This is a genomic window from Actinomadura napierensis (assembly GCF_039529375.1).
Classification (GTDB): Bacteria; Actinomycetota; Actinomycetes; order Streptosporangiales; family Streptosporangiaceae; genus Spirillospora; species Spirillospora napierensis.
The window spans coordinates 16,006-41,840 of sequence record NZ_BAAAMR010000009.1 but is presented as its reverse complement, the minus strand read 5'-3'; the positions used below and the strand labels follow the sequence as shown (position 1 = coordinate 41,840).

General features: G+C 72.6%; 27 protein-coding genes and 1 pseudogene. 18 read left to right on the top strand and 10 right to left on the bottom strand.

Annotation, left to right across the window (positions count from 1 at the left end; all coding sequences use genetic code 11):
• Window positions 1-124 precede the first annotated feature (124 nt).
• Window positions 125-994, bottom strand: a complete 870-nt coding sequence (locus tag ABD296_RS07765; RefSeq protein WP_344263038.1) for a hypothetical protein — start codon at window positions 992-994, stop codon at window positions 125-127.
• Between the two features lie 255 nt (window positions 995-1,249).
• Between ABD296_RS07765 and ABD296_RS07760 the strand changes: the two genes are divergently transcribed.
• The 7 genes from ABD296_RS07760 (at window position 1,250) to ABD296_RS07730 (ending at window position 6,911) form a co-directional block, all read left to right on the top strand.
• Window positions 1,250-1,732, top strand: coding sequence for a hypothetical protein (locus tag ABD296_RS07760; RefSeq protein WP_344263036.1), 483 nt, complete (start codon window positions 1,250-1,252; stop codon window positions 1,730-1,732).
• The gene (locus ABD296_RS07755; RefSeq protein ID WP_344263033.1) at window positions 1,729-2,865 is read left to right on the top strand and encodes a sensor histidine kinase; all 1,137 of its coding nucleotides are present in this window, start codon (window positions 1,729-1,731) and stop codon (window positions 2,863-2,865) included. The genes ABD296_RS07760 and ABD296_RS07755 overlap by 4 nt, the downstream gene beginning before the upstream one ends.
• A gap of 16 nt (window positions 2,866-2,881) precedes the next feature.
• The gene (locus tag ABD296_RS07750) at window positions 2,882-3,544 is read left to right on the top strand and encodes a response regulator transcription factor (RefSeq protein WP_344263031.1); all 663 of its coding nucleotides are present in this window, start codon (window positions 2,882-2,884) and stop codon (window positions 3,542-3,544) included.
• 122 nt (window positions 3,545-3,666) lie between these two features.
• Window positions 3,667-4,023, top strand: a complete 357-nt coding sequence (locus ABD296_RS07745; RefSeq protein ID WP_344263029.1) for a hypothetical protein — start codon at window positions 3,667-3,669, stop codon at window positions 4,021-4,023.
• A 53-nt stretch (window positions 4,024-4,076) separates the two neighbouring features.
• Window positions 4,077-4,439 carry a nuclear transport factor 2 family protein gene (locus tag ABD296_RS07740; RefSeq protein WP_344263027.1) on the top strand — a complete coding sequence of 121 codons (363 nt, stop codon included), beginning with the start codon at window positions 4,077-4,079 and terminating at the stop codon, window positions 4,437-4,439.
• Between the two features lie 45 nt (window positions 4,440-4,484).
• Window positions 4,485-5,036: a flavoprotein gene (locus ABD296_RS07735; RefSeq protein WP_344263025.1), complete on the top strand. Its 552-nt coding sequence runs from the start codon at window positions 4,485-4,487 to the stop codon at window positions 5,034-5,036.
• 195 nt (window positions 5,037-5,231) lie between these two features.
• Entirely contained in the window at window positions 5,232-6,911 is a 1,680-nt protein-coding gene (locus tag ABD296_RS07730) for a purine-cytosine permease family protein (RefSeq protein ID WP_344263023.1), read from the top strand.
• Window positions 6,912-6,970: 59 nt separating this feature from the next.
• Here the strand turns inward: ABD296_RS07730 and ABD296_RS07725 are convergent, their stop codons facing one another.
• Window positions 6,971-7,180 (bottom strand): DUF397 domain-containing protein, encoded by a 210-nt coding sequence (locus ABD296_RS07725; protein ID WP_344263021.1) that lies wholly within the window; start codon window positions 7,178-7,180, stop codon window positions 6,971-6,973.
• A complete protein-coding gene (locus ABD296_RS07720) occupies window positions 7,177-8,028 on the bottom strand; it encodes a helix-turn-helix domain-containing protein (protein ID WP_344263019.1) in 852 nt (283 codons plus the stop codon). The genes ABD296_RS07725 and ABD296_RS07720 overlap by 4 nt, the downstream gene beginning before the upstream one ends.
• A 159-nt stretch (window positions 8,029-8,187) precedes the next feature.
• Here ABD296_RS07720 and ABD296_RS50515 point away from each other — a divergent pair.
• Both ABD296_RS50515 and ABD296_RS07715 read left to right on the top strand, forming a co-directional pair.
• Window positions 8,188-8,568 (top strand): annotated as a pseudogene (locus ABD296_RS50515) (ATP-binding protein); the annotation flags it as partial.
• Between the two features lie 251 nt (window positions 8,569-8,819).
• Window positions 8,820-8,945, top strand: coding sequence for a hypothetical protein (locus ABD296_RS07715; RefSeq protein ID WP_344263016.1), 126 nt, complete (start codon window positions 8,820-8,822; stop codon window positions 8,943-8,945).
• A gap of 33 nt (window positions 8,946-8,978) precedes the next feature.
• On the opposite strand, the gene ABD296_RS07710 is transcribed toward ABD296_RS07715, so the two are convergent.
• Complete coding sequence (locus ABD296_RS07710; RefSeq protein WP_344263014.1) at window positions 8,979-11,474, bottom strand: DNA gyrase/topoisomerase IV subunit A; 2,496 nt, start codon at window positions 11,472-11,474, stop codon at window positions 8,979-8,981.
• Between the two features lie 174 nt (window positions 11,475-11,648).
• On the opposite strand from ABD296_RS07710, the gene ABD296_RS07705 reads away from it, so the two are divergent.
• Window positions 11,649-12,815: a lactate 2-monooxygenase gene (locus ABD296_RS07705; RefSeq protein ID WP_344263012.1), complete on the top strand. Its 1,167-nt coding sequence runs from the start codon at window positions 11,649-11,651 to the stop codon at window positions 12,813-12,815.
• On the opposite strand, the gene ABD296_RS07700 is transcribed toward ABD296_RS07705, so the two are convergent.
• Window positions 12,769-14,244 (bottom strand): FUSC family protein, encoded by a 1,476-nt coding sequence (locus ABD296_RS07700; protein WP_344263010.1) that lies wholly within the window; start codon window positions 14,242-14,244, stop codon window positions 12,769-12,771. The two genes, ABD296_RS07705 and ABD296_RS07700, sit on opposite strands and share 47 nt — an antisense overlap.
• Window positions 14,245-14,294: 50 nt before the next feature.
• Between ABD296_RS07700 and ABD296_RS07695 the strand changes: the two genes are divergently transcribed.
• From ABD296_RS07695 to ABD296_RS07675, 5 genes are all read left to right on the top strand, one after another.
• On the top strand, window positions 14,295-14,729 hold the full coding sequence (locus tag ABD296_RS07695) for a MarR family winged helix-turn-helix transcriptional regulator (RefSeq protein WP_344263008.1): 435 nt from the start codon (window positions 14,295-14,297) through the stop codon (window positions 14,727-14,729).
• A 53-nt stretch (window positions 14,730-14,782) separates the two neighbouring features.
• Window positions 14,783-16,075, top strand: a complete 1,293-nt coding sequence (locus ABD296_RS07690) for an alpha-amylase family glycosyl hydrolase (RefSeq protein ID WP_344263006.1) — start codon at window positions 14,783-14,785, stop codon at window positions 16,073-16,075.
• 91 nt (window positions 16,076-16,166) lie between these two features.
• A complete protein-coding gene (locus ABD296_RS07685; protein WP_344263004.1) occupies window positions 16,167-16,823 on the top strand; it encodes an ATP-binding cassette domain-containing protein in 657 nt (218 codons plus the stop codon).
• A 75-nt stretch (window positions 16,824-16,898) separates the two neighbouring features.
• Window positions 16,899-18,041 carry a sensor histidine kinase gene (locus ABD296_RS07680; protein WP_344263002.1) on the top strand — a complete coding sequence of 381 codons (1,143 nt, stop codon included), beginning with the start codon at window positions 16,899-16,901 and terminating at the stop codon, window positions 18,039-18,041.
• Window positions 18,038-18,643, top strand: coding sequence for a response regulator transcription factor (locus ABD296_RS07675; protein WP_344263000.1), 606 nt, complete (start codon window positions 18,038-18,040; stop codon window positions 18,641-18,643). The genes ABD296_RS07680 and ABD296_RS07675 overlap by 4 nt, the downstream gene beginning before the upstream one ends.
• 224 nt (window positions 18,644-18,867) lie before the next feature.
• Here the strand turns inward: ABD296_RS07675 and ABD296_RS07670 are convergent, their stop codons facing one another.
• From ABD296_RS07670 to ABD296_RS07650, 5 genes are all read right to left on the bottom strand, one after another.
• Window positions 18,868-19,557 carry a class I SAM-dependent methyltransferase gene (locus ABD296_RS07670; RefSeq protein WP_344262998.1) on the bottom strand — a complete coding sequence of 230 codons (690 nt, stop codon included), beginning with the start codon at window positions 19,555-19,557 and terminating at the stop codon, window positions 18,868-18,870.
• A gap of 39 nt (window positions 19,558-19,596) precedes the next feature.
• Window positions 19,597-20,358, bottom strand: coding sequence for an SDR family NAD(P)-dependent oxidoreductase (locus ABD296_RS07665; RefSeq protein ID WP_344262996.1), 762 nt, complete (start codon window positions 20,356-20,358; stop codon window positions 19,597-19,599).
• Between the two features lie 309 nt (window positions 20,359-20,667).
• The gene (locus ABD296_RS07660) at window positions 20,668-21,249 is read right to left on the bottom strand and encodes a TetR/AcrR family transcriptional regulator (RefSeq protein WP_344262994.1); all 582 of its coding nucleotides are present in this window, start codon (window positions 21,247-21,249) and stop codon (window positions 20,668-20,670) included.
• Window positions 21,250-21,289: 40 nt separating this feature from the next.
• Complete coding sequence (locus ABD296_RS07655; protein WP_344262992.1) at window positions 21,290-21,862, bottom strand: hypothetical protein; 573 nt, start codon at window positions 21,860-21,862, stop codon at window positions 21,290-21,292.
• A 97-nt stretch (window positions 21,863-21,959) separates the two neighbouring features.
• Window positions 21,960-22,793 carry a hypothetical protein gene (locus tag ABD296_RS07650; protein WP_344262990.1) on the bottom strand — a complete coding sequence of 278 codons (834 nt, stop codon included), beginning with the start codon at window positions 22,791-22,793 and terminating at the stop codon, window positions 21,960-21,962.
• Window positions 22,794-22,966: 173 nt separating this feature from the next.
• Between ABD296_RS07650 and ABD296_RS07645 the strand changes: the two genes are divergently transcribed.
• Genes ABD296_RS07645 through ABD296_RS07635 form a run of 3 tightly spaced genes read left to right on the top strand, consistent with a single transcriptional unit; the run spans window position 22,967 to window position 25,703 of the window.
• Window positions 22,967-24,238: a sensor histidine kinase gene (locus ABD296_RS07645; RefSeq protein WP_344262988.1), complete on the top strand. Its 1,272-nt coding sequence runs from the start codon at window positions 22,967-22,969 to the stop codon at window positions 24,236-24,238.
• Window positions 24,226-24,873 carry a response regulator transcription factor gene (locus ABD296_RS07640; RefSeq protein ID WP_344262986.1) on the top strand — a complete coding sequence of 216 codons (648 nt, stop codon included), beginning with the start codon at window positions 24,226-24,228 and terminating at the stop codon, window positions 24,871-24,873. The genes ABD296_RS07645 and ABD296_RS07640 overlap by 13 nt, the downstream gene beginning before the upstream one ends.
• Window positions 24,870-25,703, top strand: coding sequence for a DUF4097 family beta strand repeat-containing protein (locus ABD296_RS07635; protein WP_344262984.1), 834 nt, complete (start codon window positions 24,870-24,872; stop codon window positions 25,701-25,703). Before ABD296_RS07640 ends, ABD296_RS07635 begins: the two co-directional genes overlap by 4 nt.
• Window positions 25,704-25,835 lie beyond the last annotated feature (132 nt).

The following is a 25,835-nucleotide window of genomic DNA, read 5'->3' as shown; positions in this document are numbered from 1 at the left end:
TTTGTGGACGCGCCGGCATGTGGCCGGCGCTCCGGGGGCGGTGCGGGTGCCGCCCCCGGGTGCCGGTGACGCCCGGTGCGGGGCCGGGGCCGTCAGGTCGTGCACGGCCCCGGGGAGGGGCGGGTCAGCGGCCGATCCGCAGGTCGCGCAGCCGCTGGATCGGGTCCTGCGCCTTGCGCTGCACGGCGGCCGACGTCGGCGGGGCGTACGTCGCGAGCGCGAGGTAGGTGTCGAACGACGCGGTGTTCTGGCCCGACGCCGAGGGCAGCCCGGCCTTCCAGTCGATCACCGGCCCGAACAGCCCGCAGCCGGACGTCTTCGGCACCGCGAAGGCGGTGTCGGAGGCCGGCGTGTGCAGGACCGGCGGGTGGTGGAAGGTGTCGTTCGGGTCGCCCTCGTCGACGACGCTGATCTGGCCGAGGTCGACGCCGAGGTTCAGCTTGACCGGGTCTTTCTTGGAGCCGATCGAGCAGCCCTTCCCGACCGCGTCGTTGATGATCTTGATCTTCATCTCCAGCCCTGCGTTGGGCAGGTCGAAGGTGAAGCCGCCGGTGTACTTCGGCTGCACCTGGACCTTGTTGAACGGCAGGTCGTCGAGGCCGGGGACGTTCAGCCCGAGCAGCCCGAGCACGCCGCCCGGGACGGTCATCGGCTTGCCCGTCAGCGTCACGCTGGTGAACTCCGACGGGGACGAGGCGTCGGCCTGGACCGACTGGACGGTGATCCGCATCGGCTGGGTGATGGTCTGGCCGAGCCCGCCGAGCTTCATGGTCCCGCCGGTCACGACCATCTGCATGCACAGCCCGAGGGACGGGTCGATGCCGGCGGGCAGCGGCGGGCAGTCCTTGGCGAAGTCGAACGCCGGCACGCCGGGCGCGGGCGCCTCGGTGGCCGTCGAGGGGGTCCGGGGGGTCGCCTGGGCGGGTGCGGCGACCGCGCCGAGCGCCAGGGCGAGGGGCGCCGCCACGGAGGCGGCGCGGAGGATGGATTTCACGGGTTCTGGACGCGCCTTTCGTCACGATGCGCGGACCGCTGGTTGGAGCGATCCACGCCGGAGTGGTACCCGATTCAAAAACGTGAGCGTTTCTCGAAGCAAGATCGCGGAGCTGGCCGGTTTCGGCCAGCTGCCACGGGCAACGTTCGGCGGTGAACCACTGGTCACGGAGGGTTCTCCACCCGCCGGTGGAGGCCCGCAAGTCCAGCCGGACGCCGATCCCCGGCACGGCCGCCCGGACCTACGGTCGAGACCATGAACACCGCCGACAACGTGCTCATCGCCCTCGCCGTGCTCGCGCTCGTCCTCTACCGGCAGCTGCGCTCCCGGCCGGTCGGCGAGCGCAGGCTCTACACCCTCCCCGCCGTCCTCGCCGTCATCGGCGTGGCGCAGGGCGGCCTGCTGGACCAGGCGCACGCGGGATTGAGCGTCGCGCTCCTGGCGGTCGAGGCCGTCACCGCCGTCGCGTTCGGCGCCCTACGCGCGGTGACCGTCCGGCTGTGGCGGGCGGACGACGGCGAGCTGTGGCGGCGCGGCACCGCCTGGACGCTCGCGGCGTGGCTGGTGTCGATCCTCAGCCGCGTCGGGTTCCTGGCGGCGGGGCACGCGCTCGGCCTGAAGGTCGGCTCCAGCGTCTTCCTGGTCTTCCTCGCCCTGACGCTGATCGTCCAGAACCTGCTGGTCGCGTGGCGCGGACGGCGCCTCACCGCGGCCGCACCGGTTGGCGTCGCATCGTGAGGTTCGGACCCTTCGCCGTCGAGGAGCGGCTCGTCCGGACGGTCGCGATCTCGGTCGTGCTGATCTGGGGCGCCGTGGCCTACCTCCACGGGCTCCTGCGGGGAATGCCCGCCCCGGCCCTGCACGGCACGGGGCTGGCGGTCGTCCTGCTCAACGCCGCGACGTTCGTCCTGCTGGGAACCGGCCTGTGGCTGGGCCGGCCGAAGGACTCCCCGTGGCGCTGGGCGGGGATCTCGCTGCTGCTCGCCTCGATGGGGACGTCGCTGTCGCTCTACCCGATCGCCCCGCACGGCGGGGGCGGCTACTACTTCTCGATGGCGGCCCTGTGGGCGCTGCTGATGCGGATCCCGGCGCGCTGGGGCCTCGGCCTCGGGACGGCGACCGTGGTCTCCGTGGCCGCGCTGGGCGAGGCCGCCGGGCACGGGCCCGACTACGGGCTGCTGGCCGCGTTCGTCGGCCTGACCCTCGGCGCCCTCGCCAGCCGGCAGAGCGTCCTCGCGCAGGAGGCCACCCGCCGCGCGGAGGCGGCCAACGCGGTGCTGGCCGAGCGCTCGCACATCGCGCGGGAGATCCACGACATCCTCGCGCACTCGCTGTCGGCGCAGATCGTCCACCTGGAGGGCGCGCGGCTGCTGCTGTCCCGGGACGGGGACCGCGTGCAGGCCCTCGACCGGGTGGAGCGCGCCCGCAACCTGGCCCGCTCCGGCCTGGAGGAGACCCGCCGGGCGCTGGCGACGCTGCGCGGGGAGATCCGCGAGCCGAAGGACGTCATCGCGGAGCTGGCCGAGGAGTTCTACGTCGGCACCGGCCGCCCGTGCGACGTCCAGGTGACGGGCGCGCCGCGCGAGCTGACGCCGCAGGCGGGGCTCGCCGTCGTCCGCACCGCCCAGGAGGCGCTCACCAACGTCCGCAAGCACGCGCCGGGAGCCCGCTCCCATGTCACGCTGCGCTATCTCAGCGACGCCGTCGAGCTCGAGGTGTCCGACACCGGCGGCACCGAGCCCGTCCTGGAGATCGAGGGCGGCGGCTACGGGCTGGTCGGCATGCGGGAGCGGGCGGAACTGATCGGTGGGACCCTGGAGACCGGGCCGGAGGGCAGGGGATTCCGCGTCGCCCTCCGGGTGCCGGCGTGACACGAGGCGGGGCACGGTGAGCGACGAGACGAGGATCCTGGTCGTCGACGACCAGACGGTGGTGCGGGAGGGCCTGGTCCTGCTGCTGGAGCTGCTGCCCGGCATCGAGGTGGCCGGGTCGGCCGGCGACGGCGAGCAGGCCGTCGCCATGGTCGCCGAGCTGTCCCCCGACGTGGTGCTCATGGACCTGCGGATGCCGCGGGTGGACGGGGTGGAGGCGACCCGGCGGATCAAGGCGGCGCACCCGCGGGTCGAGGTCGTCGTGCTGACCACCTACGCCGACGACGAGTCGATCTTCGCGGCGCTGCGCGCCGGCGCCCGCGGGTACCTGACCAAGGACGCCGGCGCCGACGACATCGCCCGCGCGGTCGCCTCCGTCCGCGGCGGCGCGGCGCAGCTCGACCCGGCGATCCAGCGCCGCCTGGTCGAGGCGGTCGCCGCCGACCGGCGCCCGGCCCGGCGGCCCGGCGGCGAGCTGCCCGACGGGCTGACCCGGCGCGAGGCCGAGGTGCTCGCGCTGATCGCGCAGGGCCGCTCGAACGCCGAGATCGCCGGCGACCTGTTCATCAGCGAGGCGACCGTGAAGACGCACATCAACAACCTGTTCGCCAAGGCGGGCCTGCGGGACCGCGCGCAGGCCGTCACGTACGCCTTCCGGCACGGGCTGGCCGGGTCCTAGACCGGTCCGCGGGGCGGGGACGATCAATCGGTCAGCGGGCGGCAAGACCTCGGTCAAGGCGCCCGCCCCGGGGCGGCGCCGTCCCCAGCATGGGAGGTCCCGGAACCCGGAAGGACCTCGGCGTGCACAGAACCCTGATGATCGCGGAGTACCTGCGGCCGTACGCGCAGTGGCGGATCGCCCGCCCCGACCGCACCGACGACTGCCGCAACGCCCGCGCCGCGATCGGCCTCATCGACGCGGCCGCGTACGTGACGCAGCTGGACGACTGCGACCGCGTGATCGTCCGGATGGCCGTCGCCGGCTGCTTCGCCAAGGGCCGTTTCGACCCCGGCCCCGAGGGCGAGGCGCTCGTCCGCGACTGGCACTACGAGGAGGCCGTGGACGGCCCGGCGGACCTGCTGGAGGGCCTGGCCGCGTGCGCGGAGCGCGCCTGCGCCGACCGCGCCGACCGTCCCGCCGTCCTCAGCCTGCCCTAGGCGCGGCCGGACGCGCGGGGGTAGCCAAGCGTGCGCTTGGTAGCCTCGGTCGCATGCCGACCGAGGAACAGATGAAGAGCGCGCTCCAGGCCTATGTCGACGGCTTCAACTCCGGCGACCCCGCGGCCGTCACCAGCCTGTTCGCCGACGACGCCGTGGTGGCCGACCCGGTCGGCAACCCGCCGATCGAGGGCCGCGCGGCGATCGACGAGTTCTACACCGGAGCCGTCGGCGCCGGCGCGAAGCTCTCGCTCGACGCCCCCATCCGCGGCTCGCACGGCGACCGCGCCGCGATGGCCTTCAGCGTGCACATGCCCGGCATGCGCATCCGGGTCATCGACATCATGACCTTCGGCGACGACGGCAGGATCGTCCGGATGGAGGCGCACTGGGGGCCCGGCGACGTCGAGTCCTGACCGGCCCGTGGGAGGGTGGGACCCGGTCGAGAACCTGGAGGTCGGGTGCCCGCGCGTCCGGTGCTGTACGTGATCGCCTGCGGCGGGCGGCCCGCCGCAGAACTGCCGGCCTTCGTCGAGCGGCTGCTCGGCGACGGCTGGACGGTCTGCGTCGTCGCGACGCCGTCCGGCACGAAGTTCGTCGACGCGCCGCGCCTGTCCGGGCTGACGGGCTTCCCCGTCCGATCGGACTACAAGCGGCCCGAGGAGCCCGACGTGCTGCCGCCCGCCGACGCGTTCGCGGTCGCGCCCGCCACCTTCAACACGGTCAATAAATGGGCGCACGGGACCAGCGACACGCTGGCGCTCGGCCTGCTCAACGAGGCCGTCGGCCTGGGCCGCCCCATCGTCGCCGCGCCCTGGCCCAACGCGGCGCTCGCGCGCCACCCGGTCTTCACCCGCAGCATCGCCGAACTGCGCGCCTGGGGCGTCACCGTCCTGCTGGACCCGGACCGCCTCCCGAACCCCGACTCCGAGAAGCCGAGCGGCGCGGCGTTCCCCTGGACGGAGCTCCACGACCACCTGCTCTCGCTCCGCGCCGGTCTGACAGAGAAATGACCCGGCCGACCGGACCGGCCGAAACCCGCCCGGACTCGGCGCATGCCCCGCCCGCCGGTACGAACCCGCAGGCCAGAGCCCCTGCGCCACCGGACGACCCGGCGTAACGGGGCGCAACCGGTTCCGACACCCCGGAGAAACATCCCGTTCCTAGCTTCTGCGGTGCCCGCCGCCCCGCTAGGAAAGGAGCCGGGTTTGGATCTGGCCGAGAACCCGCAGATGGAGGACTACTCCCTGCGGTACACGCCAAGCGCGTTCCGCACCTGGTCGCCGTGGATGGTGTTCCTGAGCTGCCTGGTGGGACTGTCCGCCATGGCCGGATACGCGCTGGACGCCGCGTTCGTCAACGAGTTCGGCTTCGGCAGCTCGCTACTGGGGTTCGCCGTCGCGAGCGTGGTCACGCTGCCGCTGACCATCGTCATCGCGTTCGCCATCACCCGCAGGCACATCGACATCGACCTGCTCACCCGCGGCTCCGGGTTCGGCTACCTGGGCTCCACGGTGACCTCGCTGGTCTACGCGACCTACACGCTGATCTTCCTCGCCTACGAGGGCGCGATCATGGCGCAGGCGGTGACCGCGCTCTTCCACGTCGACGTCCACATCTCGTACGTGATCGTGTCCGTCGTCATGGTGCCGCTGACGCTCTACGGGATGACCTTCAGCTCGAAGTTCCAGGCGTGGACGTGGCCGCTGTGGATCCTGCTGATCGGCTTCGCCCTGGCCATCGCGGCGACGTCCCCCTCCGCCGGCCACCACATGGTCCACCCGGTCACGGCGCACGGCGCGGTGGCCGTCGGCGGCCTCACCCTGACCGCGGTGTTCACCATCGCCGCCGCGCAGCTGTCGTTCGCGGTGCAGATCGGTGAGCAGGGCGACTACCTGCGGCTGATGCCCGATCCCGAGGGCGCGGCGGGCCGCCGCAGATGGCGGCTGGCGGTGCTGATGGGCGGCCCTGGCCTGTCCCTGTTCGCCATCGTCATCTTCTTCGCGTCCACGCTGCTCGTCGGCTACGCCGACACCGAGACGACGCCCGACCACGTCGCGGTCCCGGTCGACCTGTTCACGGTCGTGTACGAGCGCGCGGTCGGCGACCACACGGTGGCGCTCGTCCTCGCGGGCGTCCTGGTGCTGCTCTCGCAGATCAAGATCAACATCATGAACACCTACTCGGGCTCGCTGTCGTGGTCGAACTTCTTCTCCCGGCTGCTGCACCGGCACCCCGGCCGCGCGGTGTGGGTGGTCCTCCAGGTCGCCCTCGCGCTGGTCCTCATGGAGATCGACATCTTCGCCCACATCGTCACCGTGCTGGCCTGGTACGCCAACATCGGCATCGCCTGGATCGCCGCCATGGCGTCCGACCTGGTGATCAACAAGCGGTGGCTCAGGCTCAGCCCGCCCGAGGCGGAGTTCCGCCGCGCCCACCTGTACAACGTGAACCCGGTCGGCTTCGGCTCGATGGTCGCCGCCGCGGCCGTCTCGATCGTCGCCTACTACGGTGCGTTCGGCTCCACGGCCGCCGACCTGTCGCCCTTCATCGCCTTCGTCCTCGCGCTGGCGCTGCCGCCCCTCGTCGCGGCGGCCACCCGAGGCCGCTGGTACATCGCGCGGACGAGCGTGTTCCCCGACGGCGCGACCGAACTGCCCTGCGCGGTGTGCGGCGGGTCCTACGACGTCGTGGACATGGCCACCTGCCCGTTCCACCAGGGGTACATCTGCTCGCTGTGCTGCTCCACCGAGGGCTCCTGCCGGGACGCCTGCAAGCCCAGCGCCTGGCGCCCGCCCAAGGGGCCCGTCCTGCTCGGGATGCCCGGCGCGGCGCCGGCCCCGTCCGTCTCCACGTCCCTCGACCAGGCCCCGGAAGCCCTGCGATGACCGACGTCCTCATCGTGTTCATCAGGGCGACACGCCGCAGGACAACGATGCGGACGGTGTCAGCGGAGGTCGTGGGCGCCTGTTTTGATGGTGCGGACGAACGCGGACCACGCATGGGGAGTGAGCGCCAGGACGGGGCCGTCCGCGTCCTTGGAATCGCGGACGGCGCACGCCGCCCCCAAGCCGGCCACCTCCACGCAGTCGTCGCCTGCGGGTTGGGAGTAGCTGCTCTTGCGCCAGACGATCACAAGCCGGGGGGCAGGACTCATTCGATCACCTCAATCAGGCGGTCGCGCGTCGCCTGTGGATCGAGCGCGACTGCGCACAGCCGACCGAACCTGAGCATATAGGTACGTAGTTCGTCCTTCTCTTCGAGCATCCGGGCATCGACGGCGGTCTCCAGGAAGACGATGTCCCGCTCTCCCGGATCTGAGAAGCCGAGGTGGGTGAAGGCTTCGCCCGCCCCTTGGTACAGCCCGGCCCCGGTCGGAACGAGCTGGACGGTGACGTGCGGCAGGGCGGTCATCTCCACGAGATGCCGTAGCTGCGGTTCACGGATGCGAGGGTCGACCATTCTTGCGATCACGTTCTCGTCGATCACGGCGTGCAGGCGGCACGGTGCTTCGGGCCGCGTAAGGAGCTGCTGACGCTTCAGCCGGGCGTCGACATGCCGCTTGATCTCCGCGGGGTCCTCGATTCCCACGACCGGTGGAAGCGCCTTCATGTACGCGGCCGTCTGGAGAAGTCCCGGCAGGTAGATCGTCTGGTAGGTCCGGATGCTCGAAGCCGCCGCCTCGAAACCCGGGAACTCGCTTCGGAAGACGTCGTTGTATCTCGTCCACCATCCGCGTTCGCGTGCTCCCTGGGCGAGGCGTTTCAGGGCTTGGCGTTCGTCGCCCTCTATTCCGTAGAGGTCGCACAGGTCCGTGACCGCGTCGCTGTTCGGTGTGATCCACTTGGCCTTCTCGATGTAGTTCAGTTTGGTGGCGCTCCAGCGAAGCCGCCTGCACACCTCTGTGGTGGTCAGGCCGGCCTCCTTGCGGGCGGCCACCAGCTTGCGGCTCAACGCGCGCTTCTTGATCGTCGGGCTGTATCCGCTGGCGTGGATCTCACTCACCGTGACACCTTCCCACGGCTGCGGTGACGGTGTCCGGTGATCCGTTGATAGAGACTCTTTTAGAGAATCTATTGCGATCTTGCAAATGAATCGCGACTCTATGTGTCGACGGCAACACGTTCGGCGAGGAAGCCGGGTCGGCCCAGGAGGGTGATCTTCATGTCGGGTCTCGTGGACGGTGCGGGGGACGCGGAGTGGGGGGCGGAGGTGATCCGGGGTGGCGGGTGCGTGGTGTGGGCGCTTCCCGTGGACGCGACGTGCGCCGCGTTCGCTCGGACGCGGTTGGCGGCGACCATGCGTGCGCTGCGGATGCCCGACGTGCTCGTCCGCGACGCGGAGACGATGGTGTCGGAGCTGGCGACCAACACCTACCGGCACGCGCCCGGGACCTCGGCCGAGCTGTACGCCTACCGGACGGGGGAACGGGCGCGGATCGTCGTGAAGGTCTTCGACGGTGCGTCCTGGAAGGGCACCGCGCCGCCGGGGTCGCCCTCGTCCCCGCTGGACGAGGGCGGCCGGGGGCTGGAGCTGGTGAAGGCGCTCGCGTGGGAACACGGCGGGTTCTGGGGCGTGCACCGCAGCCGGTCCAGGCTGGCGTTCGCGCCCGTCGCCGGGAAGGCCGCCTACTTCGCGTTGCCGATGCCGGGCGTCACGCTGCCGGTCCCGCGCAAGGATCCCGCCGGGGCGGCGCGGGAGCTGGAGGCGGCGCTCGCCGGGCGGGGCCTCCGATCGCTGCACCGGTGCCAGGGCTGGGACATGGCGGTGCTGTCCGTCCGCGCGGAGATCACCGTGTGGGCGCGGCGGCACGGGTTCGTCGTCACGATGCCGTCCGTGGGACCGTCCGGTATCCGCTGTGGGAGGTCACCGAGGTGGCCGAGGCGATCGTGCGGTGCGGCGAGGACCTCGACGCCGGGTGAGCCGGGCCCGCGGGTCGCGGGCCCGGCTCACCGTCATGCGTCGTCGGTCTCGGTCTCGGAGTCCGGCGGGACGGGGCCGATGGGGCCGCTGATCGACACGATGCGGGTCGTCAGCCGCTCGCCGGAGCCGTCCCGGCGGCCGAGCGTCGCGTTCAGCGTGGCAGGCTTGCCGTTCGCGCCGGCGGCGCGCAGCGGGGTCGGCGCGGCCCACGCCTGGAGCAGGACGTCCTCGCCCTTGAGGAACCGGTGCGCGCGGACGCCGCCGGTCGCGCGGCCCTTGGCCGGGAAGTCGGCGAAGTCGGCCAGCTTGATCGCGCCGGTCTGGGTGCCGGGCAGCGCCGACGACGAACCGGAGATCGTGATCACCCGGGCCTCGCGGCCGGGGTCGAGCGCGCCGAACCACAGCACGCGGGTCTCGGCGCCGAGCTTGATGCCGGCCACGCCGCCGGCGGCGCGGCCCTGCGGGCGGACGAGGGACGCCGGGAAGTGCAGCAGCTGCGCGTCGGTGCTGATGAAGACGAGGTGCTGGTCCTCCGACATCAGCTGGACGGCGCCGACCACCCGGTCGCCCTCCTTGAGGCCGATGACCTCGAACTCGTCGCGGTTGGCGGGGAACTCGGGGACCACCCGCTTGACCACGCCCTGGGCGGTGCCGAGGGCGAGCCCGCCGCCCTCGTCCGTCAGCGCCGCCATGCCGACGACCGTCTCGTCCGGTTCCAGCTCGACGTACTCGGTCACCGGCGCGCCGCCCGCCAGGGACGGCGGCGTCGCCGCCGGGGGCAGCCCCGGCAGGTCGAGGACGTCGATGCGGATCATCCGCCCGAACGAGGTCACCGCGCCGACCTGCCCGCGGGCCGTCGCCGGGACGACCGAGATCAGCACGTCGTGCGGGGCGCGCGGACCGCTGTCGGGCAGCGGCTCGGGGCCGTGCGTGCGGGCCAGCAGCCCGGTGGACGACAGCAGCACCGTGCACGGGTCGTCCGCCACCTCCAGGGGCACGGCGGCCGCCGCGGTGTGGCCGGAGGACTCCAGCAGGATCGTGCGGCGCGGGGTGGTGTACTCGGAGGCGACCTCGCCCAGCTCCTTGGACACCAGGCCGCGCAGCTTCCTCTCCGACTCCAGGATCGCGGTCAGCCGGGCGATCTCCTTGGCCAGCTGCTCCTTCTCCTTCTCCAGCTCGAGCCGGTCGAAGCGGGTGAGGCGGCGCAGCGGGGTGTCCAGGATGTACTGGGCCTGGATCTCCGACAGCTCGAAGATCTGCATCAGCCGCTGCTTGGCCTGCGCGGCGTCGTCGCTCTGCCGGATGACCTGGATGACCTCGTCGATGTTCAGCAGCGCGACCAGCAGGCCGTCGACGAGGTGCAGGCGGTCCTCGCGCTTCTTGCGGCGGAACATCGACCGGCGCCGCACGACCTCGATGCGGTGGTCGACGTAGACCTGCAGCAGTTCGCGCAGGCCGAGGGTGCGGGGCCGGCCGTCGACGAGCGCGACGTTGTTGATGCCGAAGGTCTCCTCCATCGGCGTCAGCTTGTAGAGGTCCTGCAGGACGGCCTCGGGGTTGAAGCCGTTCTTGATCTCGATGACCAGGCGCAGGCCGACGTTGCGGTCGGTGAGGTCCTTCAGGTCGGCGATGCCCTGGATCTTCTTGGCGTTGACCAGTTCCTTGATCTTGGCCTTGACGCGCTCCGGGCCGACCGCGTACGGCAGCTCGCTGACGACGATGCCCTTGCGCCGCGGCGTGACGTTCTCGATGGTCGTGGTGGCGCGGGTGCGGAACGTCCCGCGGCCCTTCTCGTAGGCGTCGCGGATGCCCTCCAGCCCGACGATCATGCCGCCGGTCGGCAGGTCGGGGCCGGGGACGAAGCGCATCAGGTCGTCGAGGGTGGCGTCGGGGTGGTCGATCAGGTGCCGGGCCGCCGAGATCACCTCGCCGAGGTTGTGCGGGGCCATGTTGGTGGCCATCCCGACCGCGATCCCGGACGCGCCGTTCACCAGCAGGTTGGGGAACGCGGCGGGCAGGACCTCGGGCTCCTGCTCCTGGCCGTCGTAGTTCGGCCGGAAGTCGACGGTGTCCTCGTCGATGGAGGCGACCATCATCAGCGCCTCGCGCGACATGCGGGCCTCGGTGTACCGCATGGCGGCGGGCATGTCGTCGCCGCCGAGCGAGCCGAAGTTGCCGTGCCCGTCGACCAGCGGCATGCGCATCGCCCACGGCTGGGCCATCCGCACCATCGCGTCGTAGATCGCGCTGTCGCCGTGCGGGTGCAGCTTGCCCATGACCTCGCCGACGACGCGCGCGCACTTGACGTGCCCGCGGTCGGGGCGCAGCCCCATCTCGTTCATCGAGTACAGGATCCGCCGCTGGACGGGCTTCAGCCCGTCGCGGGCGTCGGGAAGCGCCCGCTGGTAGATCACCGAGTACGCGTACTCGAGGTAGCTGCCGCGCATCTCCTCGGAGACGTCGACGTCGACGATGTTCTCCTCGAAGTCCGGCGGCGGGGGAGGGGCTTGGGATCCGCGTCGTGCCATGCCCCACATTGTGGCCGGTCCCGCCGACATCTTTCGCCCGCCCCACCGGATGAGGCGCGGATCGGATCGCGGAGCCGCCGCGGCGTCCGATCCGGTCAGCGGCCGTGGCAGATTGGTTCCGGACGGTTTCCGCCCGCGGCCGCGCCCCGGCCGCGTCCCCCGTGGAGGTATCCGATGAGCGCGCTGGCCGACTTCCAGAACTCCATCTACCTGCAGGGACTCGGCGACGTGCGGCCCTCGCTGCCGACCGACCTGACGCGGCTGGAGGGGCTGGCCGAGGGCGTCCTGTCGGCGCAGGCGTTCGGATACGTGGCCGGATCGGCCGGCAGTGAGACGACCGCGCGGGCCAACCGGGAAGCGTTCGACCGATGGCGGATCGTGCCGCGATTCCTGCGGGACGTGGCGCACCGCGACCTGTCGGTGGAGGTCCTCGGCACCGCGATGCCCTCGCCGGTCCTGCTCGCGCCGATCGGCGTGCAGTCGATCCTCCACCCGGACGGGGAGCTCGCCACCGCGCGGGCGGCGGGGGCCGAGGGGGTGACCATGGTGCTGAGCACAGCGTCCTCCCACTCCATCGAGGAGGTCGCGGAGGCCAACGGCGAGAGCGTGCCCCGCTGGTACCAGCTCTATTGGCCGAAGGACCGGGACCTCGCCGTCAGCTTCCTGGAGCGGGCCAAGGCGGCGGGCTACACGGCGCTGGTCGTCACGCTCGACACGTTCACGCTGGCGTGGCGGCCCCGCGACCTGGACCAGGCGTACCTGCCGTTTCTGCGCGGCATCGGGGTCGCCAATTACCTCAGCGACCCGGTCTTCCAGAAGAAGGTCGGCGGCCCGATCACCGACGCCAACCGCGACGCCGCGATCCTGCACTGGGTCGCCACCTTCGGCAACCCCTCGCTCACCTGGGACGACCTCGTCTTCCTGCGGGACCACTGGGACGGGCCGATCGCGCTGAAGGGCGTCCAGCACCCCGACGACGCGCGCCGCGCGGTGGACGCGGGGATGGACGGCGTGATCGTGTCCAACCACGGCGGGCGCCAGGTGGACGGCGCCATCGCCTCGCTGGACGCGCTGCCCGGCGTCGTCGAGGCCGTCCGCGACCAGGCCACCGTCCTGTTCGACAGCGGCATCCGCACGGGTTCGGACGTGGTGAAGGCGCTCGCCCTCGGCGCCAAGGCGGTGCTGCTGGCGCGTCCGTACGCCTACGGGCTGGCGCTCGGCGGGCAGGCCGGCGTACAGCACGTCCTGCGCTGCATCCAGGCCGAGCTGGAGCTGACCCTGGCGCTGTCGGGGGTCACCCGGCCGGAGGAGCTTTCTCCGGAGGTCCTGGTTCGCGCGTAGGCGCTGTTGTAGGCGGGGCCCCTCTTGCGCGCGGGGCGTAGATCTCGTGGATGCGGGCCAGCCCCGCATCGATGGCGTGCGCGGCCGGGTCGTCGTCGTTCAATGCGAGCGGCTTGTAAGACGCGCCGTTATGTCGTCCGGCTATAGCGCGCCGTACGGCGCCCACGTTGGCGCGTAATGCCTTGGCGCCGGGCCCGAGGGCGCGGACGTGAGGCACGGTCTCGCGTAGGACGTCGACGACATCGGCATGGTGCGGCCGGGTGCGGGTGACGAACCGGTGCAGCCGTAGCGGCCCGTAGACGGTGTCCAGCTCGGTGACGGAGTCCTCGAAGCGCGCGCGGGCGTGCGGCTCGTCCTTCAGGACGTCGGTAAGGGCGGCCAGCGACTCGGACGCCCGGCGGCGCAGGACGTCCCTGGAGCGGAACGGCAGGACGGACCATGCCGCCCCGACGCCGATGACGACGCCGGCGAGGATCGCTTCGAGGCGCGTCTGCAGAAGCGGTATGGCGGACTGGCCGAAGTACCCGTACAGCAGCGACAGAGCGGCCGTGACGCCGCCCGTCCAGTAGGCGTAGCTCCACTGGCGCAACCACGCCGCCGCGCCCAGCACGGCGAAGATGAGGACGACCGCGTCGGGATCCCGTGGCGCGAACACCCCGGATACCAGCGCGGCCAGGACCGTCCCTCCGGCTGCGCCGAGCGCGCGCAGCAGACCCTTGTGGAGGGCGTCGCCGCGTCCGCGCGCACCGTTGCACACGATGAACGCCGTCAGGACGACCCACGACCAGTGGTCGGGGAACAGCCAGTGCCCGGCAGCGAACGCCGTGCACAGGGCAACGCCCATCTGCGCCGCCATGCGGGTGCTGGCGTGCATCTTCTTGCCTCGTGGGGGCGCAGATGCGGGAGCCTTCGTGCGCCCGGCGCGCCATGGGCGTTCTACGGCGAGCTGTACGGCGGTCACCCAGAAGTAGGCGATGAACGCCACCGCGGGCGCCCACAGGAGGTGGGTCGATGGCGCGCCGGGAGCACCGTGGGGGATGACGAGCAGGGCGATCGCTGGGAGCATCATCAGCGTGCCGGCCTTGGTGAAGCGGGGTCCGAAGCGGCGGATCCAGACCCCGGACGTGACGAGGGCGGCGAAGGCGGCGTCGCCCGCGAACGCGTCGTCGCGCATGAGGGTGCCGAGGCCCACCGACCCGAGGGCGACGGCGGGCATGACGACGAACCCGTTCAGGCGGTCGGGCAACGGGGCGCCCCGATGCGCTCTGGAAAGGGTGAGGGACAGCACGACGGCCTGCATCACGGAGTCGATGCGCAGATGCGCCGCGTGCTCCAGCAGGAGCGTCGACCCGAAGGCCGCCAGGACGGCGGCCATCGTGGTGGCCGCGACGATGGTCGGAGCCTTGAGGGCGCCGATGGTCCCGGTCATGCCCGCCGCCATGCCCACCCCCACGATTTAGTAAGGAATAGCGTAGCATTATGGCGAGCGATCGGCCCGAGGTGCCGGCGGAGGCGGTGGTGGAGATCCGCCGCGGGGTGATGCGCATGGCGCGCCGGATGCGCTCCTCGCGCTCCCCGGACGCGCTGAGCGGCAACAAGCTGATCGTGCTCGGGCACCTGGCTCGCCGCGGCCCCAGCTCGGCGGGGGAGGTGGCGGAGGCGGAGGGGCAGCGGCCCCAGTCGCTGACCAGGGTTTTCGCCGAGCTCGAAGAGGCCGGGCTGATCGTCCGCGCCCGCGACGAGCGGGACCGGCGGCAGTTCGTGCTGACCCTCACCAGGGCCGGCGCCGAGGCGCTCAGGCACGACCTCCGGGAGCGCGACGCCTGGCTGGCCGGTGCGCTCGCCGGGCTGGGCGACACCGAGCGCGAGGTGCTGCGGATCGCCGCCCGGTTGATGGATCGGCTCGCAGAATAGTTCGCTACTGCTTACTATTTTTGGATCGACGATTACCGGGTAGGGAGACGCGCATGCGCTGGCCCGATCACGCCATCTGGTGGCACGTGTACCCGCTCGGCTTCACCGGCGCCGAACGGGCCGCCCTCCCGTCCGGCGCCCCGCCCGAGCATCGGCTGGACCGGATCGCGGCATGGCTTGACCATCTGCTCGCGCTCGGCTGCAACGGCCTCGCCCTCGGACCGGTGTTCGCGTCCGAGACCCACGGCTACGACACCGTCGACCACTTCCGCGTGGACCCCCGCCTGGGGGACGAGGCCGACCTGCTGCGGCTCGTGGAGGCGGCGTCGGCGCGAGGCGTCCGGGTCCTGCTAGACGGGGTCTTCAACCATGTCGGACGGGGCTTTCCGCAGTTCGCCGACGTCCAGGCGCGAGGTGAGGCGTCACCGTACGCGGGGTGGTTCGTCCCCGACGAGAGCGGTGACTTCCGCACGTTCGAGGGCCACCACAAGCTCGTCATGCTGAACCACGATGAGCCGGAGGTCGCCGACTACGCCGTCCAGGTCATGAGCCACTGGCTGGAACGCGGCATAGACGGATGGCGGCTGGACGCCGCGTACGCCGTCCCGGCCGGCTTCTGGAGGACGGTCACCGACCGCGTCCGCGCGCGCTTCCCCGACGCATGGCTCGTGGGCGAGGTCATCCACGGCGACTACGCGGGCATTGTGGAAAGCGCCGGATTCGACTCCGTCACCCAGTACGAACTATGGAAGGCCATCTGGAGCTCGCTGAACGACCGCAACTTCTTCGAACTGGCCCATGCGCTCACCCGCCACGACGGGATGCTCCAGACGTTCGTCCCGCAGACCTTCCTGGGCAACCACGACGTGACGCGCATTGCCAGCCGTCTCGATGACGAACGCCATCTCGCCCACGCGCTCGTCATCCTGCTCACCAGCGCCGGCGTCCCGTCCATCTATGCAGGCGACGAGTTCACGTTCCACGGCATCAAGGAGGAACGCGAAGGCGGCGACGACGCCATCCGGCCGGCCTTCCCGGAGCGCCCCGGCGAAGCGCCCGGCCATGGCGCCTCCTACCACCGGCTCCACCAGGACCTCATCGGCCTGCGGCGTCGCCATCCCTGGCTCGTCCGCGCGCACACGACGGTCGCCACCTTGACCAATACGACCCTGTCCTACACAGTTGGGCAGGGCGACGAGCGTCTGGGAGTCGTCCTCAACCTCGCCGACGAGCCCGCCAAGGCGGACCTGCCGGCCGCCGGTTGGACGTGCGTCGCCGGTGAGGCGGACTTCCACGGCGACGGCGCCCTGATCCCTCCGCAGGGCTGGGCCGTGGCGCACCCATGACATATGTCACCGGTGACCACTGCGAACCTCACGACCCGTTCCTGACGTCCATGACTGCCCGCCTCGATCGCCCGGCGGCAGCATGGAGCACATGAGGGCACACGTGATCGAGGTACGCGACCTGCAGCTGAACGAGGCCGTGCGAGACGTCTCGTTCACCGTGGCCAAGGGCGAGGTGTACGCGTTGCTCGGCCGGTACGGATCCGGCAAGACCACCCTGCTGGAGATGCTCGCCGGCCTGCGGCGCCCCACGGGCGGGACCCTCCGCGTCCGCAGCGCCGACCCCTACACCGACCGCGGCGCCGCCCGCTCCGGGGCCGTCTGGCGGGACGGCGGGCTGTTCCCCGGGCTGACCGTCGCCGAGATCATCGACGCCTGGCGGCGCTGGACGCTCGACCCGATCACCCGCGACGAGGCGCTCCGCCTGGCGCGCCTCTCCGGCCACGCCGGCACCCCGTTCGAGCGGCTCGACGCCGGGCGGCGGCGCCTGCTCGACCTCGCGCTCGCCCTGATCGGGCGGTCCGACGTGGTCTTCCTCGACGAGCCCACCACCGGGCTCGACGAGGCCGCCGCCCGCGAGGTCTGGTCCGTCCTGCTGACGCTGGCCGCCCAGGGCGGCACGGTCGTGATCAGCACCCGGGACCCCGGCGAGGCGTGCCGCGCCGACCGCGTCGGCGTGCTGGACGGCGGCCGCCTGGTCACCGGCCGCTCCGCGGACCGGCTCGGCACCGGCGCCCGCGCGGCCTGACACCGGCAGGAGCCCCCCGACCGGCATGTCCCCCGACGACCGGCATCTCCCTTGACGAGCGCATACGCTGGGCGCGTGCAGCCGAGGATCCCGCGCCCCACCGTGATCGCCGCGATCATGGTCGGACTGACGGCGTTCACCCTGGCCGGGTTCCTGCTGCCCGCGCTCTGGTACGAGGTCTTCGACCGCCACGACCCCGGGCGCATCCTGCTCGCCGTGGCCGCCGTCGCGATCGTCTTCGCCCTCTACGGCCGGCTGCTCTGGCTCAACCTGATGCGCCGCACCGCGCCCGGCCACCGGTTCGGGCTGGCCGCGATCGCCGTGATCTGCTGGACGCTGCCGCCGCTGCTCGGCACCGACCACGGCTGGGGCAACGCGCTGCTCGTCCCGGCCGGACTGATCGCCGTCGTGCTGCCGGTGCGCCCGGCGACCGCGGTGACGGCCGCCGCCACCGTCCTGACCCCCGCCTACGGGATCGTCCTCGGGCTGCCCGCGTTGAGCGCCCTGTACGACTTCGCCGGCGTGCCGCTCGCCGCGTTCTCCGGATACGTGCAGGTATGGCTGTTCCACGTCGTCCAGGAACTGCGGGAGGCCCGCGCCGAGATGGCCCGCTCCGCGGTGGGCGAGGAGCGGCTCCGCTTCGCCCGCGACCTGCACGACGTCCTCGGCCACAGCCTCCAGGCCGTCGCGCTCCGCGCCGAGGTCGCCGAACGGTACCTGGACCGCGACCCCGGCCGCGTCCGCAAGGAGCTGACCGAGATCCAGACGATGGCGCGCGACTCCGTCCGCGACGTCCGCGAGGTCGTCCGCGGCTACCGGGCCACGTCCCTGCGCACCGAACTGGACGGCATGTCGGCCGTCCTGCGCGCCGCCGGGATCCGCTGCGACCGGCCCGAGGTGTCCCCGGAACTCCCCGCCCACGTGCACGAACCGCTCGGCTGGGTCGCCCGCGAGGCCGCCACCAACGTGCTCCGGCACTCCAGCGCCACCTGGTGCGAGATCACCGTGGACGCCGGCCGCGACCGCGTCCGCGTGGAGATCGTCAACGACGGCGCGCCGCGCCGCGCCGCCGGCGGCGGCAGCGGCAGCGGCCTTACCGGCCTCGCCGAGCGGATCACCGCCGCCGGCGGGCGCTTCACCGCCGGCCCCGCCGGCGACGGCACGTTCCGGGTGACCGCCGCCGTCCCGGCGGCCCCCGCACCGAGGGGAGCGGCATGATCCGGGTCCTGCTGGCCGACGACCACCTGCTGATCAGGGAGGCCCTCGTCCTGCTGCTGGAGACCGAGGACGGCATCGAGGTCGCCGCTGATGTCGGACGCGGCGACGACGCCGTCGACCGCGCCCTCGCCCTGAAACCCGACGTCGCCGTCCTCGACATCGACATGCCCGGCCTGGACGGCCTCGCCGCCGCCGAACGCCTCGCCCGCGACCTGCCCGGCTGCCGCCTGGTGATCGTCACCGCGCACGGCCGTCCCGGCAACCTGCGCCGCGCCATGGCCGCCGGCGTCCGCGGCTTCCTCGGCAAGGACGCCCCCGGCTCCCAGCTCGCCGAGGTCATCCGGCAGGTCGCCGCCGGCGCCCGCTACATCGACCCGCAGCTCGCCGCCGACGCCCTCGCCGCCGAGGAGTGCCCGCTCACCCCCCGTGAACTGGACACCCTGCGCGCCGCCGCCGACGGGTCCCCCGTCTCCCGCATCGCGCGCGGCCTCGGCCTGTCGGAGGGCACCGTCCGCAACTACCTGTCCGCCGCCGTCACCAAACTCGGCGTCGACAACCGCCACGCCGCCGTCAACACCGCCCGCGACCTAGGCTGGCTGTAACCACCGCCCCCGCCGACCGGCACTGGACGCCCACCCCTCAACGCCCACCCCTCAACGACCGCCGCTCAACGACCGCCGCTCAACGACCGCCGCTCAACGACCGCTGTTCCGCGACCGTTGTTCCGCGACCGCCGCTCAACGGGGGCCGCCGCTCAACGGGGCCGCTCAGCGGGCGCTGCGCACCCGGTGCTGTTCCGCCGGTGCTGTTCAGCTGGACGCGGGTGTCAGCGGCGGGCCAGGAGGAGGGAGCCGCGCTTCGTCACGGGGAGGGGAGTGCGGAGCCGGGTCGCGGCCTCGGCGGCCTGGGGGCGGGGCACGTGGCGGGCGACCAGGTAGTCGCGGATCGCGGCGCGGTCGGGCAGCGTGATCAGCGGGGCGTCCCAGCGCTCGACCTCCACCTCGCGGAACACCTCGCAGACGCGCGCGGGCGCGTCCTCGGCGTCGAAGCCGGACGGTTCGGGCCGCCAGACCGGCGCCAGCTCCGGGCTGTCGGTCCGGCAGATCGCCGACACCAGCAGCGTCCCGCCCGGTGCGAGCACCCGCCGCGCCTCGCGCAGGGCGAGCCCCGGATCGTCGAGGCGGTAGAGCAGGTCGACGGCGACGGCGGCGTCGAACGCCCCGTCGAGGAAGGGCAGGCGGAGCGCGTTCCCCCGCACGCGCAGTCCCGGGTGGGCGCGCAGCAGCGTGGCGGACGCGTCCAGCCCCACCAGCGTGAACGGCGGCGGATCGGGGAGGGCGCGGTTGAGCGCGCCCTCCCCGCAGCCGATGTCCAGCACCCGGGCCGCCCTCGCCGCCAGCAGCTTGGCGGCGATGTGGTCGTGCAGGCTCCGCGCTCCGATCAGGTACTTGCGGGTGACCCGCGCGGCGAGGCGGAAACGCTCCGGGTCGGCGTCATGGTCGGGCGGCAGAGCCATACCTGGAGTCTGCCCAACCGCGGGCGCCGAGAAGCGTCGTCAGGCGGTGGTGCCGCCGTCGACGACCATGTCGTGGCCGACCAGGTAAGCGGACTCGTCGGAGGCCAGCCAGACGACGGCGCCGGCGACCTCGGACGGGTCGCTCGGCCGTCCCGCGGGGATCGCCGCCCTCAGCCGCTCATCGCGGTCCGCCCGGCTCTCGCCCGGCCGCAACGACATGGGGGTGTCGCTGGCCCCCGGGCTGACCGCGTTGATGCGGACCCCCTCGCCGATGTGATCGATGGCCGCCGTGCGGGTCAGCACGCTGACACCCGCCTTGGACGCGGCGTACGCGGCCATCCCGGGCAGGCGTCCGTGCACGCCGATGTTGGAGGAGACGTTCACGATGGCGCCGCCGCCGTGCGCGCGCATATGGGCGATCTCGTGCTTCATCGACAGGAAGACCCCGGTCAGGTTCACATCGATGACCGCGCGCCAGTCATCGTCGTCGACGTCGGTGACCGGCCCTGTCGCGCCGAGGATCCCGGCGTTGTTCACCGCGACGTGCAGGCCGCCGTGGCGTCCGGTGACCGCCGCCACCATGGCGGCGGCATCGCCGGGGACGGTCAGGTCCGCGACCACATGGTCAGCGTGGCCGCCCTCGGCCCGGATCTCCTTGACGGCCTCGGTCAGCGCGCTCTCGTCGCGCCCGGCCAGGACCACCGTGGCGCCCTCCCGCGCGAAGGCGCGCGCGAGGGCGCGCCCGATCCCGCCGGCGCCGCCGGTGATCAGCACGACCCGGCCGGTGAAGCGTTCCCGCATGACGAACTCTCCCTTTTCTGGAATGATAGGTCTCAAATAAAGATCTCAAGTAGCCCACGTCTGAGCCCGGCCGCTGTGGGCGACGCCCCGCGCTCGGCCGACGGCAGTGAGCTTCCGTTCGGGCCGTCGGACGGCACCGGCCGTTCGCTCGGCCCCTCGGGCGGGCGTTGCGTCGGCCGTTCCGCCGGGCGTGCGGTCGGGCCTCTCGGGCCTTCCGTTGGGCGGAGGGTCGCCCGGGTGGACCGGCGTTCAGTCGAGCCCCGCGCGTGGCCGTCCCGCGCCGCGCGGCCTGCCTCGGCCGGTGGGCGATCAGGCGAGGAGGGCTTGGGCTTGGTGGGCGGCGTCCCGGAGCCGGCCGTCCTCCGCGGGGGCTCGGCCCAGGACGCGCATGCCTTGGAAGAGCACCAGCAGCAGCCGGGCGAGGGCGCGCGGATCGGCGCTCTCGGGCAGCTCGTGCTGGGCGCGGGCGCGGGTCAGCGCCGAGGTGAGGGACGCTTCGAGGAAGTTCCAACTCGCCTCGACCAGGCGGGCGGCCTCGGCGTCCCGGGCGGCCAGCTCGACCGCCGTGTTCACCACCAGGCAGCCGAGCCGCGGACGCTCCCGGCCCGCCTCCGCGGCATAGCGCTCGATCAGCGCCCGGACGGCCGGCAGGACCGGACCGGGCTGCGACAGTGCCTCGGCGATCTTAGGGTCGGTCGTCTCGAGGTAGCGTTCGAGCGCCCGCAGGAAGAGCTCGTGCTTGCCGCCGAAGGTCGCGTAGATGCTCGCGCGGGCGATGCCGAGATGCGCGACGAGGTCGGCCATGGAGGTCGCCTCGTACCCGCGCTCCCAGAACAGCTCCAGCGCGCGCTGCAGCGCGGCGTCCGGATCGAACTCCTTCGTGCGTGCCATGGGCCCGACCGTACGGCTATTGAGACCGATTGGTCAAATATCAGGCTTCCGTGCGCACCGGGACGGCGGGCCGGTCCAGGTCCAGGGTGTCCAGCACCGCCCCGTCCGTCGCGAGGGCCTCCAGCACGGGGCCGCGCCGGGCGCCCCAGACCACGACGATGTGCCCGTGTCCCGGGACGTCCAGGAAGCGCTTGCCCACCCGGACCCTGGCCACCTCGGCCGAGGCCCGCAGCCGCGCCTCGTTCACCCACTTCGCGCCCCAGGGCAGCAGCCGGTTGGCGTTCCGCACCGTGCGCCCCGAGCCGTACTGGTACAGGTACCGGCCCATCTCGCCCGACGAGCGCCGCACCAGCGGGTCATAGGGCGCCGAACCGCCGCCCCCGCCCAGGCCCATCCACTCGCCGTCCCGCCGATGGAACGTCCTGCCCTCGATGAACGGATCGACCCCGGAGCCGCCCCACTGGTGTAGGAACGTGACAACGGCGACGTCGCCGTCCATGTCGAGGCCGAGCGGAAGGAAGTCCCGTTCCTCGTCGAAGGTGTCGGGGGTGGGATCGGGCATACCGTCCCGAAGGAGCCGCAGGCACTCCTCATGCACCTCGTGGTCGTTCATGTTCGGGGACCTCTGATCGTGCAGGCAGGGCGAGGGGCCCTCCCGCTTGGGAGGGCCCCGACGTTCGACTCACTCTAGAGGTCCGGCTCGTCTGGTTTCACCCGTCTGGCGTACTCGCGTCGATGCTTTGCCATCTGTCCTTCATCCGCCCGTCTTCCACCCCTCTCACACCCGCCCCCGCCCAGGTGACAGGACCGCCCGGCCGCACGTTCTCGGGTCGGCGACCCTCCTCTCCTCGTACGTCTGCGGTCGGTTGCACGCACGGTCCGCCGGTGCGGAGCGCCCGCGCCGTTTCCGGTCGGGATTCCTCTTCCCCGGGTGCGTCGATGAGCGGCTGCGTGGACCGTGTGCCGGTGTGGAGGGCCCCTGCAGCCTCGGGTCGGCGACCCTCTTCTTCGGGTGTGTTGGTGGGCGGTTGTACGGACGATGCGGTGGTGTTGAGGGACCGCGCGGCCAGGGCTGTGAGCGTGCAGGCGAGCGGTAGTTCCAGGCCGGCCGCCATCGCCAGGGCGAGGGCGCGTTCCGGACCGGGTGCCGAGGTCAGGACGTCGAACCACGCGTCCATGGCCAGCAGGACGCCGGTGGCGGCGGCGGTCAGGCCGTGCCGCGGGTCGCGGCGCGCGAGCAGCACGCCGGTGCCCAGCATTCCGGCGGCGATCATCGCGTCCAGCCCCATCCAGGCCATCGGCCAGTTCGACACGTGGGCGGTGGACGGCAGGGTCCGGGCGAGCACGACCATCCACGGCACCATCACGGCGGCGCCGCCGGCGAGGCCCAGGGCGATGCGTCGCTCCCACCGGCGGCGCCGTGTCAGGCCGCCCAGTGTCAGGCCGCCCAGTGTCAGGCGGAGCGGTGCGGCGGGGGAGGTGGTCCGCCGGGGCCTCCGGCGGCGGGCGGGGGCGGAGGTGAAGGGGGCGGTGTTCGCGACCATGAGCGGACTCCCTGGTGATCCGGCACCACTTGCCGGGGGCGAGATCAACACTGGCCGCGGAACGGCTCACGATCAGTAGCGCGCCTATCCGAATAGGGGTGGCACCAGGTTCACCCCCGGACCGGATGTTCACTCCATGGCGGTGCCGGAACTGGGGCAATACGGTTGCGTCCATGGCATCCATCTCTCCGGCCCGGCGTGCTTTCGCGCACGCTCCGTGGTCGCCGGCGGCGTGGCGCGACACCACGTTCGTCGCCTCGGGGGTGCCGCTGCAGTTCGCCGGCTGGGCCGTGCTGTGCGCGGTCTGGCCCTTCTGGGCGCCGGTGAACGTGACGCCGATCATGCTGGTGCTGGTGGGATCGTGCGTGGTGACGCTGCTGGTGCTGCGCCCGCTGACGCGATGGCAGCGGGAACGGTGCTGGGCGATGCTGGGGTTGCACATCCCGTCCATGCCGGGGTTCGACGAGGGCCGCGGATGGGAGGTGCTGCGCCGGCTGCGCTCGCCGGAGGTGTGGCGGGTGCTGCGGTACCACCTGGTCGTGGGGCCGCTCCTGGCGCTCGGCGGGCTGGCCACCATCACGGCCTGGGCGGGCGGGGTGATCCTCGCGTTCAGCCACGCGTACGCCTGGACGCTGCCCGCCTCGAGCGCCATGAGCGTGACCGACAAGGCCGGCACGATCCGTGTCAGCCTCTTGACGATCGCCGGCGTCCTGCTGCTGATCGCGGCGCCGTGGATAGCGGCCGGGGTCCGGAGCCTGGACGCGCGCGCGGCCGTCGCGCTGCTCGGCCCCGACCGCGCCGCCGAGCTGGAGCGGCGGGTCGAGGACCTGGCCGAGAAGCGCGCCAGCGTCGTCGACGCCGCCGACCTCGAACGCCGCCGCATCGAGCGCGACCTGCACGACGGCGCGCAGCAGCGGCTGGTCTCGCTCGCGCTGAATCTGGGGCTGGCCCGCGAGACCCTCACCGGCGTGCCGGACGAGGCCATGCGGGTGATCGTCGAGGCGCACGAGGAGTCGAAGGAGGCGCTGACCGAGCTGCGCAACCTCATCCGCGGGCTCCACCCGGCGGTGCTGGAGGACCGGGGTCTGGACGCCGCGCTGTCCGGCATCACGGCACGGGTGCCGCTGGAGGTCCGGCTGCGGGTCGAGGTGGAGCCGCGGGCCTCCTCCACCGTCGAGGCGGTGGCGTACTTCGTGGTGTCCGAGGCGCTCACCAACGTCGTCAAGCACGCCAGGGCGACCGCGGTGGACGTCACCGCGCTGCGCCGCGGCGACCGGCTGCTCCTCACCGTCGCCGACGACGGCGTGGGCGGCGCGGACTTCTCCACGGGCACCGGGCTGACCGGGCTCGCGCGCCGGGTCCGGTCGGTGGACGGTACGTTCCGGATCATCAGCCCCGCCGGGGGCCCGACGACCGTCACCGTGGAGTTGCCGTGCGCATTGTGATCGCCGAGGACTCGGTCCTGCTGCGAGCCGGGCTGATCAAGCTGCTGGAGACCTCCGGTTTCGAGGTGGCGGCGGCGGTCGGCGAGGCGGAGGGCCTGCTGGCGGCGGTGCGCGAGCACCGTCCGGACGCCGCGATCATCGATGTGCGGATGCCGCCGGGCTTCAGCGACGAGGGCGTCCGGGCCGCGCTGGTGATGCGGCGGGAGGCGCCCGAGGTCGCGGTGCTGCTGCTCTCGCAGTACGTCGAGGAGCGGTACGCGGCAGACCTGCTGTCGACCAGCACCAGCGGCGTCGGGTACCTGCTCAAGGACCGGGTCGCGGACGTGTCGGTGTTCCTGGACGCGCTGCGCCGGGTGGCCGCAGGCGGAACCGCCCTGGACCCCGAGGTCGTCTCGCAGCTGCTCCTGCGCCGTCACCGCGACCCCCTCGACCGGCTGACCCCGCGTGAGAAGGAGGTCCTGGCGCTGATGGCGGAGGGCCGTTCGAACGCGGGGATCGCCGCGGCCCTCGTGGTGAGCGAGAGCGCCGTCGCCAAGCACATCAACAGCATCTTCGCCAAGCTCGACCTCCCGCACGCCGAGGGTGACCATCGCCGTGTGCTGGCGGTGCTGCGGTTCCTGGACGGAGAGACATGACCTCCACCGAGACCCGTGGCGGCACCGCGCCGCCAGCCGCCGCCGGCCGCCCACGGCGCCGCGGCGTCTGGGTCCTCCTCGCGATCGTGACCGCGGTCGCGGTGGTGGCGCCCGTCTGCCTGGCGGTGTGGGGGCGCGACATGCGGCGCACCGCGGAGCACGTCACCCCCTACCACCAGGCGATCAAGGAACTGCGGCTCGACACCGGGAGCTCCGAGGTGTCGATCGGGACCGGCCCGGACGGCCAGGCGCGGGTCTACAAGCGGCTGAGCTGGGCTGTGCGCAAGCCGGTCGTGAGGGAGTCGCTCAAGGACGGCGTGCTGTCGATCGCCTCCGAGTGTCCCCGGGCGCTGAGCGTCTATGGCGGCTGGGAATGCGGCGCCGACATCGATGTCCGGGTGCCGGCCGGCGTGCGGGTCGCGGCCGTGTCGGGCTCGGGGGAGATCACCGTGCGCGGGATCACGGGCGACCTGGACCTGCGGACCGGGTCGGGCGAGATCCGGGTGGCCGACGTGCGGGGCGCGCTGCGGGCGCGGGTCGGTTCGGGGACGATCCGCGGCACCGGGCTGGCCTCGCCGGAGGCGCGGGTGGACGTGGCCGCCGGCGAGCTCGACCTGCGCTACGCCGAGCCGCCGCGGCTGGTGGACGTGACGGCCGGCGCCGGCTCGGTGAAGATCATCGTGCCGGCGGGCTCGCAGTACCGGGTCCAGGGCTGGACCGGCTCGGGTGATACGCATCTCAACCCGGCCCTCGTCGACGACCGGTCCGACCGGCTGATCTCGGTCCGCAGCGGCTCCGGGGCGTCCTACGTCGACTACCGCGACGACTGACCGCCCGCAGCCCCCCGCCCTCGCATGGAGGGCCCGGCCCGCCGTCCGCACGCCTCCCGCCGGTCGCGCGCGGCTCGGCTCGCACGCAGCCTGCGGCGGACGGGTAGCGGGCGCTGACCGGCCGATTCTCGC

What these genes read in the sequence shown, in the direction of transcription:
- ABD296_RS07760 (WP_344263036.1), top strand. Translation starts at nt 1,250, where the DNA reads ATGAACACCGCCGACAACGTGCTCATCGCCCTCGCCGTGCTCGCGCTC.
- ABD296_RS07670 (WP_344262998.1), bottom strand. Translation starts at nt 19,557, where the DNA reads ATGGCTCTGCCGCCCGACCATGACGCCGACCCGGAGCGTTTCCGCCTC.
- ABD296_RS07655 (WP_344262992.1), bottom strand. Translation starts at nt 21,862, where the DNA reads ATGAACGACCACGAGGTGCATGAGGAGTGCCTGCGGCTCCTTCGGGAC.
- ABD296_RS07690 (WP_344263006.1), top strand. Translation starts at nt 14,783, where the DNA reads ATGCGCTGGCCCGATCACGCCATCTGGTGGCACGTGTACCCGCTCGGC.
- ABD296_RS07685 (WP_344263004.1), top strand. Translation starts at nt 16,167, where the DNA reads ATGAGGGCACACGTGATCGAGGTACGCGACCTGCAGCTGAACGAGGCC.
- ABD296_RS07710 (WP_344263014.1), bottom strand. Translation starts at nt 11,474, where the DNA reads ATGGCACGACGCGGATCCCAAGCCCCTCCCCCGCCGCCGGACTTCGAG.
- ABD296_RS07740 (WP_344263027.1), top strand. Translation starts at nt 4,077, where the DNA reads ATGCCGACCGAGGAACAGATGAAGAGCGCGCTCCAGGCCTATGTCGAC.
- ABD296_RS07635 (WP_344262984.1), top strand. Translation starts at nt 24,870, where the DNA reads ATGACCTCCACCGAGACCCGTGGCGGCACCGCGCCGCCAGCCGCCGCC.
- ABD296_RS07660 (WP_344262994.1), bottom strand. Translation starts at nt 21,249, where the DNA reads ATGGCACGCACGAAGGAGTTCGATCCGGACGCCGCGCTGCAGCGCGCG.
- ABD296_RS07665 (WP_344262996.1), bottom strand. Translation starts at nt 20,358, where the DNA reads ATGCGGGAACGCTTCACCGGCCGGGTCGTGCTGATCACCGGCGGCGCC.
- ABD296_RS07650 (WP_344262990.1), bottom strand. Translation starts at nt 22,793, where the DNA reads ATGGTCGCGAACACCGCCCCCTTCACCTCCGCCCCCGCCCGCCGCCGG.
- ABD296_RS07725 (WP_344263021.1), bottom strand. Translation starts at nt 7,180, where the DNA reads ATGAGTCCTGCCCCCCGGCTTGTGATCGTCTGGCGCAAGAGCAGCTAC.
- ABD296_RS07675 (WP_344263000.1), top strand. Translation starts at nt 18,038, where the DNA reads ATGATCCGGGTCCTGCTGGCCGACGACCACCTGCTGATCAGGGAGGCC.
- ABD296_RS07705 (WP_344263012.1), top strand. Translation starts at nt 11,649, where the DNA reads ATGAGCGCGCTGGCCGACTTCCAGAACTCCATCTACCTGCAGGGACTC.
- ABD296_RS07700 (WP_344263010.1), bottom strand. Translation starts at nt 14,244, where the DNA reads ATGACCGGGACCATCGGCGCCCTCAAGGCTCCGACCATCGTCGCGGCC.
- ABD296_RS07695 (WP_344263008.1), top strand. Translation starts at nt 14,295, where the DNA reads ATGGCGAGCGATCGGCCCGAGGTGCCGGCGGAGGCGGTGGTGGAGATC.
- ABD296_RS07645 (WP_344262988.1), top strand. Translation starts at nt 22,967, where the DNA reads ATGGCATCCATCTCTCCGGCCCGGCGTGCTTTCGCGCACGCTCCGTGG.